Below are 14,877 nucleotides of genomic sequence, written 5' to 3'. Positions count from 1 at the left end.
CCGCCCGCGCGGGTCGTCACCCGCGCGTCAGCGCCGGGCCGAGGGCCCGTGGGCGAGCGGGCACTCGCTCGCCGCGAGGGGCTGGTAGGCGTCGGCGGCCGGGACCGTCTCGACCACGTCGTAATACTGCCACGGGCCCTTCACCTCGGCCGGGTCCTTCACCCGCACCAGGTAGAAGTCGTGGATCAGCTTGCCGTCGGCCCTCAGGGTGGCGCCGCGCGCATAGGCGTCGTCGACCGGCGTCGCCCGCATCGCGGCGAGGACCGGGCCGGTCGCGTCGGTGCCGGCCGCCGCCACCGCCTTGAGGTAGTGGAGCACCGCGGAATAGACGGCGGCCTGCGGGGCCGTCGGCATCGCCCCGTGGCGCGCGTGGAACCGCTTCGCGAAGGCCCGGGTCTCGTCGGTCCGGTCCCAGTACCAGGCCGTGAGGGTGGTGATCCCCCGGGCGACCGCCGGCCCCATGCTGTGGACGTCGGTGAGGAACATCAGCTGCGCCACCGGTGTCTGTCCCGCCTGGTTCATGCCGAATTCGTGCCACTGCTTCATCGTGGTGACGAGCTGGGCGCCGGCATTGGCGAAGGCGACGACCTTGGCGCCCGAGCCCTGCGCCTGGAGCAGGTAGGCGCCGTAATCGCTCGTCCCGAGCGGGTGGAAGACCGCCCCGACCGAGCGTCCCCCGGCCGCCGCGAGGACGCGCTGCGATTCGGCGACCATGTTGCGGCCGAAGGCGTAGTCGGAGGCGACGAAGAACCAGGTGTCCTGCCCCTGCGCGACGAGGCGCCGGATCGGGCCGGCGACCAGGTTGTAGGAATCGTGCAGCCAGGTCAGCCCGGTCTCGGCGCATTGCGCCCCGCTGATCTCGGTCGTGGCGACCGCAGAATAGAGCACGAGCTTGTTGCGGTCGCGGGCGACGGCCTGCACCGCGAGCGCGACCGCCGAGTTGCCGACATCCGCGACGACGTCGACCCCCTCCACGTCGAACCAGCGGCGCACGATCTGCGAGCCGAGATCGGGCTTGTTCTGGTGATCGGCGAAGACGATCTCGACCTTCACCTCCGGCGCGAGCCGTCGAAACTCCTCCATTGCCAGGCGCGCCGCCGCGACGGAGCCCATCCCGGCGAGGTCGGAGAGCGGCCCGACCTGGTCGTTGACGATGCCGATCCGGACGACGCCCCCCGACAGGTCGGCCGCGGCGGACGCCGCCGGCAGCCCGGCCAGGAGCGCGAGGGCGGCCGCGAGGGCGCGGGCCCTCCTGGTCTTTCGCGTGGGGAGGCGTCGGCGCAAGGTCATTCGGGTCTCCGGTCGACGGGTTTGCGCCACGGGGCCGTGCCCCGCGGCGGGACGGGGTGCCTTCGTCACGCGGACAGGGCGGCCGCCCGCCGGACCGCCTCGAGCCGGCGCGCGCGGGCGGGCGCGATCCGCTCCTCCATGGCGGCCAGCACCGCTTCCGGCGCCGTGTCCGGCGAGCCGGCCTCGAACGGCGGCGCCGGGTTGTATTCGAGGCGCAGCTGGATCGCCTCGGCGGTGGGCCGGTCGATCATCAGGGCGACGAGGGTCAGCGCGAAGTCGATGCCCGCCGTCACGCCGCCGCCGGTGACGCGGTTGCGGTCGATGCAGACCCGCTCGGTCGAGACGGTGGCGCCGAACAGGGACAGCGCCTCCCGGGCGCTCCAGTGCGTCGCCGCGCGGTAGCCCCGCAGCAGCCCGGCGGCGCCGAGCACGAGCGAGCCGGTGCAGACGGAGGTGACGTAGCGGGCGACGGCCGCTTGTTTGCGCAGGAAGTCCAGCACCTCCCGATCCGCCAGGAGCGGATCGGTGCCGTAGCCGCCGGGCACGCAGAGCACGTCGAGCGGCGGGCAGTCGGCGAACGTCGTCGTCGGCGTCAGCACGATCGGCCCGTCGCTCGGCACCGGCTCGATGCGCTTCCAGATGAGGTGCACCCGGGCGCCCGGCACGCTGGAGAACACCTGGACCGGACCGGTCATGTCGAGCTGGGTGACATCCGGGAAGACGAGAAGGCCGATCTGAAGCGGGGGCGCCACGATCCTCTCCATGCTGATCTGCCTGATCGATCGCATCGATCGGCTTGACCCGAGCAGGGTGGCATGGTGCCATTCCGGCCGGAATGGCGAAGTTCCCTCGTTCCCGGACACGCGATGATCGGCTTCCTGATCTTCCCGGACTTCCAGCTCCTGGACGTCGCCGGCCCGATCTCGGTGTTCGAGATCGCCCGGCGGCACGTTCCGGCCCTGCCGGGGTCCTGCGTCCTGGCGGGGCGGGCAGGTCCGGTGCGCAGCTCCTCGGGCGCCGAGATGCTGGCCTCAGGCCTGCCCTCGGTCGACCTCCTGTCGACCGTGATCGTGGCGGGCGGCGAGGGGGTCGCGCAGGCGGCGCGGTGCCCGGCGGTGCTCGCCTTCGTCCGCACGCTGGCGGCAAGCGGCGCCCGGGTCGCCAGCGTCTGCAGCGGCGCCTACATCCTGGCGGAGGCCGGGCTGCTCGAGGGGCGGCGCGCCACCACCCACTGGTCCCGCACGACCGATTTCATCGCCCGCTACCCCGGGGTGCGGATGCGGCCGGACCAGATCTTCACCCGCGACGGCCTCATCTGGACCTCCGCCGGCATCTCGGCCGGGATCGACCTCGCCCTGGCGATGGTCGCCGAGGATTGCGGCGAGGTGATCGCCCAGGACACCGCCCGGCAGCTCGTGCTCTATCATCGCCGCAGCGGCGGGCAGTCGCAGTTCTCGTCGCTCCTCGAGCTCAAATCCCCGAGCGGCCGCTTCGCGGCGCTCCTGTCGTGGATCCGCGAGCACCTGCACCTGCCCCTCACGGTCGAGGACCTCTCCGCCCGCGCCGGCATGAGCGCGCGGCACTTCACCCGCGCCTTCGTGGCCGAGACCGGCACGACCCCCTCGAAGGCCGTGGAGCGGCTGCGCCTCGAGGCCGCCCGGGAGCGGGTTCAATCCTCCGGCGAGCCGATCGAGGGGATCGCGCTGTCGGTCGGCTTCGGCGATCCCGAACGGATGCGCCGCGCCTTCCTGCGCGTCTTCGGCCAGCCGCCCCAGGCCCTGCGCCGTACCGCGCGCGGCGCCTGACTGGGCGGCAGGCCGGAGCGGCCAGGGCCGGCCGCTCCCGGGGTCACGCCGCGCCGGACAGCCTCGGGTCCGGCGCGGCGGAGGCGGTCAGCCGCAGAGGCGGGCGTACCGGCCGAGCACCGGGCTGAAGACCAGGCGGCATTCGTCATAATCGGCGCTCAGGACGCCGTAACCCAGGCCGCCGAAGCCCAGATTGCCGAAGCGATGGCGGTAGCCGCGGCGGTGGAAGCGCCCGTCATGGCCGAACCGGCCGAAGCCGCCGCGGTACCCGAAGCCGCCATGGTGGCCGAACCCGCCGTGATGGCGGAAGCCGCCGTGCCCGAAGCCGCGGGCCTCCGCGGTCGCGCTGCCGCCCGCCAGCGCCGCCACGGCGAGGCCGGCCGCCAGGAGCATCTTCATCGAGAGCATCTTCATCGAGGTCGTCGTCATGGTGTGTCTCCCTGTTGGGGTGACGCCACCCTGGCCCCGATCGCGGCCGGGAACCGTGATCCGGGTCACACTTGCCCGGGCCCGCCTCTCCGGGAGATCCGGAGCCTGCGCGGCGACAAGCCCTGGGGCCTGGTCCATGCGCTCATGACGCCAGCCGGCCGCGCCCCAGCCACACCTCGAGGGTCTGCGCGCGGCCGCGGATGGCCGTGACGCGCCGCTCGTCGAAGTGCTCGCCCGGCGCCGCGATGCCGGCCGCCGCCAGCAGGTCGGCGCTGACGGCGAGGCGGGCCTTCGCCTCCGAGGCGACCGCGAGCAGGCGGCTCGCGACGTTGACCGTGTCACCCGTCGCCGTGATGTGCTGGTTGGTGTCGCTGCCCAGGCGCGAGAGGATCACCGGCCCGTGATGCGCGCCGATCCGCACGTCGAGCGCGCGCCCAGCGCCGGCGAGCTCGGGCTCGCGCGCGATCCACTCCGCCGTGCGGGCGATCAGGTCCTCGGCCGCCGCCACGGCGCGGGCGCCGACGGCGGGGTCGGGATCGAGCGCGCCGAACACCACCATCGCGCCGTCGCCCATGAAGTTGACGACGAGGCCCCCTTGCCCGGAGGCGGTGGCGTCGACGAGATCGTGAAACGCCTTGAGGACCGCGCGGGTGCGGACCGGGCCGAGGCGCTCGCTCTGGCGGGTGAACCCGGTGAGGTCGATGAACAGGACCGGGATGTCGCGCGCGACCGGCTCGGCCAGGTAGGCCGGGTCCCAGGCGAGGCGGTCCGCGAGGGCGGCGGGCTGCAGCCGGCGCAGGGCCTCCTCCGACCGCGCCAGCGCCGCGGCCCGGCGCCGGTCGAGGGCCTGCCGTGCGGCGGCGAGCGGCAGCACCGGGAGCCCGGCCGCGGCGAGCGGCAGGGCGGCGCTCCACCACGTGCCCCCCGCGAAGGCGACCGCACCGGCGGCCAGCCAGCCCGCCAGGAGGAGGAGCGCCAGGACGATGGCCGGACCGGGCGGGGCGAGCGCGATCAGGAGCGCGGCGGCGGCGGCCAGCAGGACGGACGCGGCGGCATCGAGCCGCCGCACGCCCGCGTCGCGCACGAGCCCGCCGCCGGTCATCAGGTGGGCGATGCCGGTCGCCAGGAGCTCGACGCCCGGCAGGACCGGGTCGAAGGCCGTCGCGAAGGTGTCGCTGCCGCCGAGCGCAGTGGCGCCGACCACCACGACCCGATCGGCCAGGGCGGAGGCCGGGACCGTCCCGTCGAGGAGGGCTGCGGCGCTCAGCGTCGGGATCGTGCGCCGCGGGCCGTAGGGGCGCAGCGGCAGGTGACGGCCGAGGTCGAGCGGGACGGTCGTGGCCCCGATCCGCACCGCGCCCTCGCCGACCACCGGATCGGTCCGGGCCGCCAGGGACGCCGCCCGCAGCACGAAATGCGCGGCGACCGCCTCGCCCGTCCTCACGACGAGGGGCAGGTGCCGCGGGACGCCGGCGGCATCCTCCGACACGTTGACGAGGCCCGACGCCGTGGCGGCGCCGATCTCCGGGGCCGGCCGGTGCAGGGCGGCGGCGACCGGGATGCCGGCCTCGCTCGCGCCGTCCTCGAAGACGGCCGCCGCGGCCAGGACCGTGGGCGCCCTGGCGAGGGCGGCATGAAGCGCGCGGTCCGCCTCCGGCTGGCGGCCGGCCTCCAGGAACAGGACGTCGATCGCGAGGGTGCGCGGCCGCGCGGCCGCGATCCCCTCGATCAGCCGCGCCATCGTCGCGCGGGCGACCGGAAACCCGCCCTCGCGCCGCACGGTCTCGTCGTCGATGGCGACGATGACGAGGCCGGCGGGCGGCGGGCGCGGTCCGGCGAGCCGCAGGCGCAGGTCCGTGAGGGCCGATTCGGCGCGGTCGAGGAGCGTCGCGCGCCCGGCGACGTGCCGCTGCGCGAGCCAGCCGCTCCAGCCGAGGACGGCGGCAAGCGCAAGGAGCGCGAAGCGTCGGTCGATCCGGCGACGGCGCGCGCCCGGTTCGGCAACCGGCATCGGAGCGCGCCCGTCAGCGCCCGAGCCGTTCGAGCAGCGCCCTGACGCGCTCCTGCGGCCAGCGCCGCACCGCGAGCGGCGCCTGCTCGGCATCGACGTCGACGCCCTCCCCCGGCCCGAGCGTGACCGAGGCCTCCGGTGCACCCCGCCGCGCGACCGCGACGCGCCCCTGCCGCACGAAGACCGAGGTTCTGGCGCCGGTCACGTCGACGGCGTAGACGGTGCCGCGCACCGAGGCGATCGCGTGCGGCGTCAGGATCTGGAAGCCGTCCCGGCGGACGCGCGCGCTCGGCGGCAGGGTGACGAGGACGGCGCGGCCGCCGATCTCGGCCCCCTCCAGGTGCCCGTCGCCGTCGCGGTCGATCGGCCGCAGCCCGCTGCCCTGCTCGGTCTCGAGCACGAGCCCGTCGGTGCAGCGCAGGACGCGCAGGGGCGGATCGAACCGCGTCTCCTCGCGACAGCCGGTCTGGGCCGAGGCGGCACCCGCGGCGAGGATGACGGCGAGGGCGGCCGCCGCGTGCAGGAGATGTCTCATGGATTGGTATCCTTCCTGCCGTCTCGGAGCCGCGACCGCTCGCCGGGCGCGGCGAGCCGCCCGGTGGCCTCGACGGTCACGCGCGAGCGGCCGAGATCGATGATGCCGGAGCGGCGCCACCCCTGAACGACGCGGCTCCCGCGCCGCGCCCATGAAGGCCGCGAGCTCGGCCCGCGTCACCGGGATCTCGGCGCCGTGATCCTCCGACACCATGACCAGGCGCCGCGCCGGCCGGGGGTCGCGCGGCAGCGGCGTCGCCTCCTCCCTGCGCTCGCTCATCCAGCGAAGCCGCTCGCAGAGGAGCCCGACGATCCGGGCCGCCATCGCGGCGGCGCGGGCCAGCAGCCCGAGGAAATCCCGCCGCGCGATGACGGCATCGCCCGGCCCGAGGAGGCTGAGCGTCACGGGCCGCCCGTGATCGGTGCCGGTGGCGATGCGGATCCGGCCGCGGCGGACCGCGCAGAGGGCGTCGCCCGGGTCGCCCTTCTGAAACAGGGTCTCGTGCCGCGCGAGGCTGCGCGTCCGGCACAGGCCGGCGATGGCCGCGATGGCGTCCTCGCCCAGCTGGGCGAAGAACGCGTCGGCGGCCAGGAGCCGGACCAGCCCGTGCTGCGGCGCGCTCATGCGGATGGCCTCCCGGGCGTCCATGCCGGGACTTATGGCCGTGCTGCGGGCGCTCACGCAAGCTGGCCGTCCGTCGGCCCCGCACGACCATCCGGCCTGCGTCGCGCGAAGCGCCGCCCTCTTTCGGCTCTGCGCCACGCGCAGAACTGTCCGGACCTGCGGCCGTTTCGCCCCGCGCCCCGGTCGATCTCCGCCGGAGGGCCTGCTAGCGTGACGGGAAACAGACGGGTCAGGGAGGGGACGATGGCGGAGAGCGAGCAGTTCGAGAAGGGTCTCGAGGTCCGCCGGGCGGTGCTCGGCGCGGACTACGTCGACGGCAGCCTCGCCAAGGCCGACGACTTCATGATGGCGTTCCAGCGCATCACCACGGAATGGTGCTGGGGCTACGCCTGGACGCGCGAGGGGCTCGACCGCAAGACGCGCTCGATGCTCAACCTGGCGATGCTGACCGCCCTGTCGAAGCCGGCGGAACTCAAGCTCCACGTCAAGGGCGCGCTCGCCAACGGCGTCAGCGTCGACGAGATCAAGGAGATCCTGCTGCACGCCACCGTGTATTGCGGGATCCCGGCCGGCCTCGACGCGTTCAAGGCCGCGCACGAAGTCCTGAAGGCCGAGGGCGCCGTTCCCGACAAGACGTAAGCATGCCGCGCACGAGGGCGGCTGAGGGCATCGCCTCAGAGACTGTTTGGCTTGGCTTACGTGCTTGTCCAACCCGCGCCCTCATCCTGAGGTGCTGCTGCTTGCAGCAGCCTCGAGGGAGGGCTCCAGATAGACCTGAGCCTTCTGGAGCCTTCCTTCGAGGCCCACTGCGGGGGGCGCCTCAGGATGAGGGCGCAGGTCGGGTCAAAGAGACGCTGACGATAATGGCCCCTCGAGGCAAACAAGCTCTCAGGCGTGATGGTGAGACCGATGCGCCGGAGAACCGTCCGGCGTCGAAGGAAGGGAGCGACACGACCTCATGAGCATCGATCCGTCATCCGCCCGCATCGCATTCCTGGGGCTGGGCAAGATGGGGCTGCCGATGGCGAGCCGGCTCGTCGCGGGAGGCTTCACGGTCGTCGGATTCGATCCCTCCCCGGCCGCCGCCGCTGCCTTCGCGGCGGCCGGCGGCAGGGCGGCGGCCTCGGCGCGGGACGCGGCGGAGCAGGCGAACGTCGCCGTGACGATGCTGCCGGACGGCAAGGCGGTGCGCGCCGTGCTCGCGGGCCCCGAGGGCGTCGCAGGCTGCCTCGCCCCGGGCGCGATCGTGATCGACATGAGCTCGTCGGCGCCGGTCGGCACCCGCGACCTCGCCGGCGAACTCGCGCAGGCCGGCATCGTGCTCATCGACGCGCCGGTCTCGGGCGGGGTGAAGCGTGCCGTCAACGGCACGCTCGCCATCATGGTCGGCGGGGACGAGGCGGCGGCCGCGTCGGTCCGGCCGCTCCTCGCGCGCATGGGCACCGCGATCTTCGAGACCGGGCCGGTCGGCTCCGGCCACGCCATGAAGGCGCTGAACAACTACGTCTCGGCCGCAGGCCTCACCGCCGCCTGCGAGGCGCTGCGGATCGGCGCCCGCTTCGGCCTCGATCCCGCGCTGATGACCGACATCCTCAACGTCTCCACCGGCCGCAACAACTCGACTGAGGTCAAGCTGAAGCCCTTCGTGATCCCGAAGACCTACGCGTCGGGCTTCTCCCTGGCGCTGATGGCCAAGGACCTGCGCACGGCCGACGAGCTGGCCCGCCACGAGGGCGTCCCGGCGCCCCTGTCGCACGCCGTCGCCGCCCTGTGGCAGGAGGCCCTCGAGGAACTCGGGACCGAGGCGGACCACACCGCGATCGACGCGTTCCTGGCAAACCGGCAAGGCGCGTGAGGCGATGGACGCACCGGCCTACGAGATCATCGCGCTGCGCTACGCGACGCACGACCGCCCGGCCTCGGCGAACCTCCTCTACGCGCCGGAGACCGGCGACCCGCACGACGCGCCGATGCCGATCGACTACTTCGTCTGGGTGATCCGCGACGCGACCCGGGTGATCGTGGTCGATACCGGCTTCGACCGGCCGGCCTGCGAGGCTTACGGCCGGACCATGGTGCGCCACCCCGTCGAGGGCCTGCGGCTCATCGGAATCGATCCGGCGGCGGTCCGCGACGTGATCATCACGCACCTGCATTACGACCACGCCGGCAACCTGGCGGCGTTCCCGGACGCGACCTTCCATCTCCAGGATTCCGAGATGGCCTACGCGACGGGGCGCTGCATGTGCCACGCGCGACTGCGCGGCGCCTTCTCGGTGGAGGACGTCTGCACGATGGTGCGGCGCGTCTACGAGGGCCGGGTCGCCTTCGTGGACGGCACGGCCGCGATCGCGCCGGGCGTGACGGTCCATGCGGTGCCGGGACACACGAGGGGGCTGCAATGCGTGCGGGTCGAGACCGCCCGCGGCCCGGTCGTCCTCGCGTCGGACGCGGCGCATTTCTACGCCAACCTCGCCCAGCAGAACCCCTTCCCGATCGTGGTCGACGTGGCGGCGATGATGGAGAGCTGGCGCACGCTCGCGCGGCTCGCCGGCGATCCCGAGCGGATCGTCCCGGGTCACGACCCGCTCGTCATGGCCCGCTACCCGCGCCATCCTGCGGCGGAGGTCGAGGCGGTGCTGCTCCATCTCCCGCCGCACGGTCCGGCCGCGTGACGGGCGGCTCCCTCACCCGAACCGACGGGAGGCCCGCATGGCCGGCATCACGACTTCGCTGAGCGTCGCGGTCCTGCCGGGCGACGGCATCGGCCGCGAGGTGATGGCGGCCTGCCTCGCGCTGCTGGCGGCGGCCGAGGCGGTCTCCGGCGGGCCGGCCCTCGCGCTGACCCCGCACCCGGCCGGCGCCCAGTACTACCTCGAGAGCGGCGACGCGCTGCCGGCGGCGACCGTCGCGGCGTGCCGGAACGCCGACGCGATCCTGTTCGGCGCCATGGGCTGGCCCGACGTGCGGTTTCCGGACGGCACCGAGATCATCCCGCAGCTCGACCTGCGGATGGAATTCGACCTCTATGCCGGCGTGCGCCCGATCCGCTGGTTTCCGGGCCTGCCCAGGATCCTCGCCGACGAGCGCGCCCGCGGCATCGACTTCGTGCTCGTCCGCGAGCAGACGGAGGGGCTGTTCTACGCCCGCGGCCGGGGCCAGGTGATCGAGGACCGGGAATCCTGCGACACGATGCGGATCACCCGGGCCGGCACGGCCCGCGCCAGCGCCTTCGCGTTCGGGCTGGCGGAGCGGCGCCGGGCGCGGCGCGGTTCGGCCCGGGTGACCTGCATCGACAAGGCGAACGTGTTCACCTCGATGGCCTTCTTCCGGAAGGTGTTCGACGAGGTCGCGGCCGCCTACCCCGAGATCGCGGCCGATCACGCCTATGTCGACGCCATGGCGCTCACGATGGTCAAGAAGCCCTGGGCCCTCGACGTGATGGTGACCGAGAACATGTTCGGCGACATCCTGTCGGACCTGGCGGCCGGCCTCGTCGGCGGGATGGGGATGGCGCCCTCGGCCGATATCGGCGACCGCCACGCCCTGTTCCAGCCCGCCCACGGCACCGCGCCCGACATCGCCGGCCAGGGCAAGGCCAATCCCTGCGCGATGTTCCTGTCCGCCGCGATGATGCTCGACTGGCTCGCCGAGCGGCACGCCGCGCCGGAGCTGGAGGTGCGGGCCCGGCTGATCGAGGCGGCCATCGCGGTGACGCTGTCCTCCGGCACGACGCCGATGGAGGTCGGGGGCGATGCGGATTGCGCCGCCATGACCCGCGCGACGATCGCGGCCCTGCCGGCCGCGATCCGAACCATCGCGTGAGGCGTGCGGGACCGGCCGTCCGGGCCCTGGACATGGCGGCGCCGAACCCGTCGTTCAGCCCGGCCCGGACCACCGCGAATGCGTCGCCGGCACCGGCGTCGTGACGATCGACGGTCCGTTCAAGGCGGGGGGCTTGCCCCGGACCGGCCTGGGGTGATCCATCGGCGCGGGCCGCAGCGCGCCTTCGAGGCGGTCGAGTATGCCACCCTGGAGTGGGTCGACTGGTCCGATCACCGCCGCCTGCCCGCGCCGGTCGGCACCATCGCTGCCGCCGAGGACGAAGCGCGCCATCATGCTCGCGTCGGCGACCAATCCTCTGCCGCCCGACCCAGGACGAAAGCCTCAGAGCCTGTTTGACGTACCTTCCAAAATTATCCCACCCTCAACCTCATCGGGAGGTGTCGGATCGAACAGGCTCTGGCAACCAGATAAACGGCCGGATGGGCGCGCAATGGTGCCTTCAAGGGCATTCAATCCCGGCCTTCCAATCGAACGTCGTCCTTTGCTCGCGCGCGTTCGCGGCGCAGGAGGCCTGCGGAACGCGGTTCATGCACGTCTTCTGTTGATTGCCCCGCGAGATAATCGTGCAGGAACCCGTGCCGTCAACCTGAGCCTGTCCGCTGTTGCCCGACGTCGAGGACTGGGCCCCTTGCGCACTGGCGACCATATTCCCCGATACAAATAAGAATAATGCCGTCGCTGAGGCGATAATTCTCGTCTTCATCGTGTGCTTCCTTAAGATATGACCCTGGACGGAGCCTGTTAAACCCCTCATGTACGACTTACTCGAACGCCATAGCGTTTCGCTCGCATGGGTCGGAGCGAAACTCACGGCCCGGAAGCTTCAACGGATCCGCATGATCTTCGCGATGCTCGGGACACCACCTGCGTCAAGGGCGAAGAGCATCCAGTTGCCGGGTGTCACGATGCCCGGATCGGAGGGCAGGGCCAGGATGTACTGCGTCCCGTTCGAGCCGGAAATCGTCAGGGGCACGCGCCGCTGATCGTTGTTCACGGTGTGCGTGGTGCTTCCCAGGCGGACCAGGGCGAAACTCCTGACCGCCCGGTCCGTCGTCGCCTTTATCGTGCTTCCGAGGGCAGCGGCAGTCGGCGCGGCCGTGATGGCCGGTCGGCTGGCGAGTTGTCCGTTGGCGCCGTAGAGATAAGGCGGCGTCAGGATCTGCAGGTTGGGGTGATCCGCGCTGCAGTTGCACAGGCCGCCGCCCGCCGAGAGCACCCGCCCGTCGGGCAGGAGCAGCGCGATGCTGTGGTAGGTCCGCGGCACGCTGATCGGTGCGAGGCGCACCACGGTGTTCTTCGTCGGCGACCACAGCTCGGGATAGTAGATCGGAGTGGAATCTGTGAACGGGATCGGCACGGTCTGGCCGCCCACCACGATCACGTCGCCGCTCGGCAAGACGACGCTGTTGTGGAACGCCCGGGCGAATTGGAGCGGCGCGGCGGCTGCGACGGTCGGCGTCGAGCCCGGGCCGCGGCCGATGTCGATCGTGTAGGTGGCCCCGTTCGCCGGCTGGTACTGGTACTGGGGAGCGCCGCCGGCCTTGAAGATCCGGTTCACGTCGAACATCGTCGCGGTGCCGTTGATCGAGAAAGCGTCGTCCGCCCGGTTGCCCGCGCTCGCGAAGGAGCCGGTGCCGCCAGTGCCGATCCAGTGCATCTCGCGGCTCGGCCCGGCGTGGAACACGTATCCGTTCGACACGCCGAACAGCCAGAAGTGGTTGTCGGCCCTGTACAGGTCGACACCGGGCTCGGCGGCCGCGTCGCCGGAGACGTTCGTGAGGACGCGCCAGCTCCTCGCCGCGGCCGACCACACCTCGGCGCTCTTGCCGCCGATATTGCCCGACCAGGAACCGCCATAGGTCATGGTCTCGCCGGTCGAGAGGGTCACGTTGGCATTGTAGCCCCGGGGGATGGTGAGGGTCGGTCCCGTGCTCCACTGGTTGGTGTCGGGATTGTAGAGCGAGGTCCCGCCGGCGGTGATGCCGCCGGTGATCATCATCCGTCCGTCGGGCAGAAGGTTGGTCCCGACGCAGAACATGTCGTGGTTCGTGTTCGAGACGTAGGTGTCGTTCGAGGTGCCGGTGCCGGGGTCGTAGACGGTGATCCACGTCCCGTTGCCGGAACCGAAGGACGTCCTGGATTCGGCGGCCCAGAGCATGACCTTCCCGGACGGCATCACGGTCGCCGAGACCGGAACGAGGCCCAGCGTCGTCAGGGGCGTCCAGGCGGATGGGGGCGCCGGGGGGACGAGGGCGAAGACCGTGTTGTCCTGGAGCGTGCAGTCCCATTGGATCACCGCCGCATTGTTGTCGCGGGACGCGGAACTGACGGTGAGGCAACGGCCCGAGTGGACGGCCACGATTTCGTAGAAGCCGCCGACTTTGCGCAGGGTCCAGAGGCCCCCGGTCGTCGATGCGTCACAGGATTGCTGCGAAGTTCCCGCGCCGTTGTTCGTGGCACCGTTCGTGACGGTGAGGCACAGGCCGGACTTGGCGTTCCTGATTTGGTAGCCGGTGCTGGCCGGCACGAAGGTCCAGTCCATGTGCGTGGCGCCGGGCTCGCAGGGCCATTGATCGATCCCGACCCCGGCGGCTGTCTGGGCGCCCGGATTCTCGACACACATCGCCGAGTGCTTTGCGACAATCAGGCCTGTGGTGGCCGGCGGGGCGTCGCCTGGCGGAACGGTCCCTCCGCCGCCTCCACCAGTCGAACCGCCACCAGTTCCCGACCCGCTGCCACCCACCGTTCCGGTTCCCGGCCCGGTGGTGCTTCCCATCCCCGCGGCGGGGGCGGAACTGAAGGTCTCGTTGACCGCGCCGACGCAGGGCCACTGGATCGTGCCTGCGCCCACGCTCGTGAAGGCCCCGTTGACGTTCAGGCACATCCCCGAGACCTCGGCCACCAGCCGGTAGCCGCTTCCCCAGGTCTGGGCCTGGGCGGTCCAGGTGTCGTTGGCGGCGCCCGCGCAGGTCCACTGGAACACCTGCGTGCCGGCCTGCGTCAGCGCGTTGGTCAGCCCCGAGACGTTGAGGCACTTGCCGCTCATCCGGTTGACGTAGGCGACGCCGGAGCGCTGGGGCTTGGTGTCCCAGATCTGCTCGTCGCCGCCGGTGCAGGGCTGCTGGGTGATGGCGGCGCCGTCGGCCCGGTTCCCCGCCGCGACCGCCAGGCACAGGCCGGAATGGGCGGCCTTCAGCGTGCCCCCGCCCGGACCCGGAAGCGCCGATTGCGGCGCAGCCGCCCGCCCGGCCGCGGTGGAGGTGAAGGTCTCGTTGGCCGCGCCGACGCAGGGCCACTGGATCGTGCCTGCGCCCACGCTCGTGAAGGCCCCGCTGACGTTCAGGCACATCCCCGAGACCTCGGCCACCAGCCGGTAGCCGCTTCCCCAGGTCTGGGCCTGGGCGGTCCAGGTGTCGTTGGCGGCGCCCGCGCAGGTCCACTGGAACACCTGCGTGCCGGCCTGCGTCAGCGCGTTGGTCAGCCCCGAGACGTTGAGGCACTTGCCGCTCATCCGGTTGACGTAGGCGACGCCGGAGCGCTGGGGCTTGGTGTCCCAGATCTGCTCGTCGCCGCCGGTGCAGGGCTGCTGGGTGACGGCGGCGCCGTCGGCCCGGTTCCCCGCCGCGACCGCCAGGCACAGGCCGGAATGGGCAGCTTTCAGCGTGCCCCCGCCCGGACCCGGAAGCGCCGATTGCGCGAGCGCCGGCGTCCCCAGGAGCGCGGTCACCATCGGCGCGAGCAAGGCGGATATCGTAAGGAAAGTGCGCATGTCAGTCTCTGCTCCCCGTCCGTCAAGAGGGGCACCGGCCGATGGTTCGATTGCCTGCGGCGACGGTAGAGAGCTGGAATTAATGTCCGATTGCCCCGCTTGACGAAAGGTTCGACAAGACGGTGTAGCGCCGCGTCAGCGGGGCGGACAGGTGCGGCCGGGCTGTCGAGGACGACGAAACCTCCGATGGTCGACGCCCCGGTCGCGCCGCCCGGATCGCCGGTCGGTGGCGTGCCTGAGGGCTGCCGGCCCCTGCATCGTCCGGGCCGACCCATGGCGCGGGCGACCCCGAGCGACGGCTCGCCGCCGGCATGACGACGGCGCGCCTCTTCGTCGATGTGCGATCCGGGAGCAGGCCGATCACGCCGTGCCGGTCGAGATCGACCGCGATCGTGCCGCAGCGGCTGCCCTTCCGGTCCCCCTCGCCCGGTTCCGGAGTGAGGCTCCCGGATCCGGGACATCGTTCCCGGAGCTTCGTATGTCGGATGGCTCTTCTGCACGCCCGAGTCGGTGCACCTGGATATCGCGGAGTTCCGCCCCGCTCACCGGCCGGGTGCCTCGCCTCGGA

Annotated in this window: 12 protein-coding genes and 2 pseudogenes; 7 read left to right on the top strand and 7 right to left on the bottom strand. The window is 72.4% G+C overall.

The features are described 5' to 3' along the window. Window positions 1-27 precede the first annotated feature (27 nt). Together EU555_RS13100 and EU555_RS13095 are read right to left on the bottom strand one after the other, a co-directional pair. Window positions 28-1,290 (bottom strand): ABC transporter substrate-binding protein, encoded by a 1,263-nt coding sequence (locus EU555_RS13100; protein ID WP_135415068.1) that lies wholly within the window; start codon window positions 1,288-1,290, stop codon window positions 28-30. Window positions 1,291-1,355: 65 nt separating this feature from the next. After that, window positions 1,356-2,042 carry a DJ-1/PfpI family protein gene (locus tag EU555_RS13095; protein WP_135415067.1) on the bottom strand — a complete coding sequence of 229 codons (687 nt, stop codon included), beginning with the start codon at window positions 2,040-2,042 and terminating at the stop codon, window positions 1,356-1,358. A gap of 114 nt (window positions 2,043-2,156) precedes the next feature. Here EU555_RS13095 and EU555_RS13090 point away from each other — a divergent pair, with 114 nt between their 5' ends. After that, window positions 2,157-3,095: a GlxA family transcriptional regulator gene (locus tag EU555_RS13090; protein ID WP_135415066.1), complete on the top strand. Its 939-nt coding sequence runs from the start codon at window positions 2,157-2,159 to the stop codon at window positions 3,093-3,095. Window positions 3,096-3,182: 87 nt separating this feature from the next. On the opposite strand, the gene EU555_RS13085 is transcribed toward EU555_RS13090, so the two are convergent. The 3 genes from EU555_RS13085 to EU555_RS37610 form a co-directional block, all read right to left on the bottom strand. Further along, window positions 3,183-3,524, bottom strand: a complete 342-nt coding sequence (locus tag EU555_RS13085) for a hypothetical protein (RefSeq protein WP_135415065.1) — start codon at window positions 3,522-3,524, stop codon at window positions 3,183-3,185. Between the two features lie 142 nt (window positions 3,525-3,666). Then, entirely contained in the window at window positions 3,667-5,535 is a 1,869-nt protein-coding gene (locus EU555_RS13080) for a CHASE2 domain-containing protein (RefSeq protein ID WP_135415064.1), read from the bottom strand. Window positions 5,536-5,548: 13 nt separating this feature from the next. After that, window positions 5,549-6,694 (bottom strand): cyclic nucleotide-binding domain-containing protein, encoded by a 1,146-nt coding sequence (locus tag EU555_RS37610; RefSeq protein WP_342636473.1) that lies wholly within the window; start codon window positions 6,692-6,694, stop codon window positions 5,549-5,551. Window positions 6,695-6,937: 243 nt separating this feature from the next. Between EU555_RS37610 and EU555_RS13065 the strand changes: the two genes are divergently transcribed. From EU555_RS13065 to EU555_RS36990, 6 genes and pseudogenes are all read left to right on the top strand, one after another. After that, a complete protein-coding gene (locus tag EU555_RS13065; RefSeq protein ID WP_135415062.1) occupies window positions 6,938-7,333 on the top strand; it encodes a carboxymuconolactone decarboxylase family protein in 396 nt (131 codons plus the stop codon). Window positions 7,334-7,649: 316 nt separating this feature from the next. Further along, a pseudogene (locus EU555_RS37605) lies at window positions 7,650-8,141 on the top strand (NAD(P)-dependent oxidoreductase); the annotation flags it as partial. Continuing rightward, entirely contained in the window at window positions 8,130-8,549 is a 420-nt protein-coding gene (locus tag EU555_RS37600) for an NAD-binding protein (RefSeq protein WP_342636474.1), read from the top strand. The pseudogene EU555_RS37605 and the gene EU555_RS37600, both read left to right, overlap by 12 nt. 4 nt (window positions 8,550-8,553) lie before the next feature. After that, window positions 8,554-9,369: an N-acyl homoserine lactonase family protein gene (locus EU555_RS13055; protein ID WP_135415060.1), complete on the top strand. Its 816-nt coding sequence runs from the start codon at window positions 8,554-8,556 to the stop codon at window positions 9,367-9,369. Window positions 9,370-9,406: 37 nt separating this feature from the next. Beyond that, window positions 9,407-10,519, top strand: coding sequence for an isocitrate/isopropylmalate dehydrogenase family protein (locus tag EU555_RS13050; RefSeq protein WP_135415059.1), 1,113 nt, complete (start codon window positions 9,407-9,409; stop codon window positions 10,517-10,519). Window positions 10,520-10,672: 153 nt separating this feature from the next. Continuing rightward, window positions 10,673-10,876, top strand: a pseudogene (locus EU555_RS36990) (hypothetical protein); the annotation flags it as partial. 103 nt (window positions 10,877-10,979) lie between these two features. Here the strand turns inward: EU555_RS36990 and EU555_RS13040 are convergent. Together EU555_RS13040 and EU555_RS13035 are read right to left on the bottom strand one after the other, a co-directional pair. Continuing rightward, the gene (locus EU555_RS13040) at window positions 10,980-11,243 is read right to left on the bottom strand and encodes a hypothetical protein (RefSeq protein ID WP_135415057.1); all 264 of its coding nucleotides are present in this window, start codon (window positions 11,241-11,243) and stop codon (window positions 10,980-10,982) included. Between the two features lie 120 nt (window positions 11,244-11,363). Beyond that, window positions 11,364-14,282, bottom strand: coding sequence for an RICIN domain-containing protein (locus EU555_RS13035; protein ID WP_167858530.1), 2,919 nt, complete (start codon window positions 14,280-14,282; stop codon window positions 11,364-11,366). Window positions 14,283-14,877: the final 595 nt, after the last annotated feature.

This window comes from Methylobacterium nonmethylotrophicum (genome assembly GCF_004745635.1).
GTDB lineage: Bacteria > Pseudomonadota > Alphaproteobacteria > Rhizobiales > Beijerinckiaceae > Methylobacterium > Methylobacterium nonmethylotrophicum.
The sequence above is the reverse complement of the archived record's forward strand: the minus strand, read 5'-3'. Positions and strand labels throughout refer to the sequence as shown.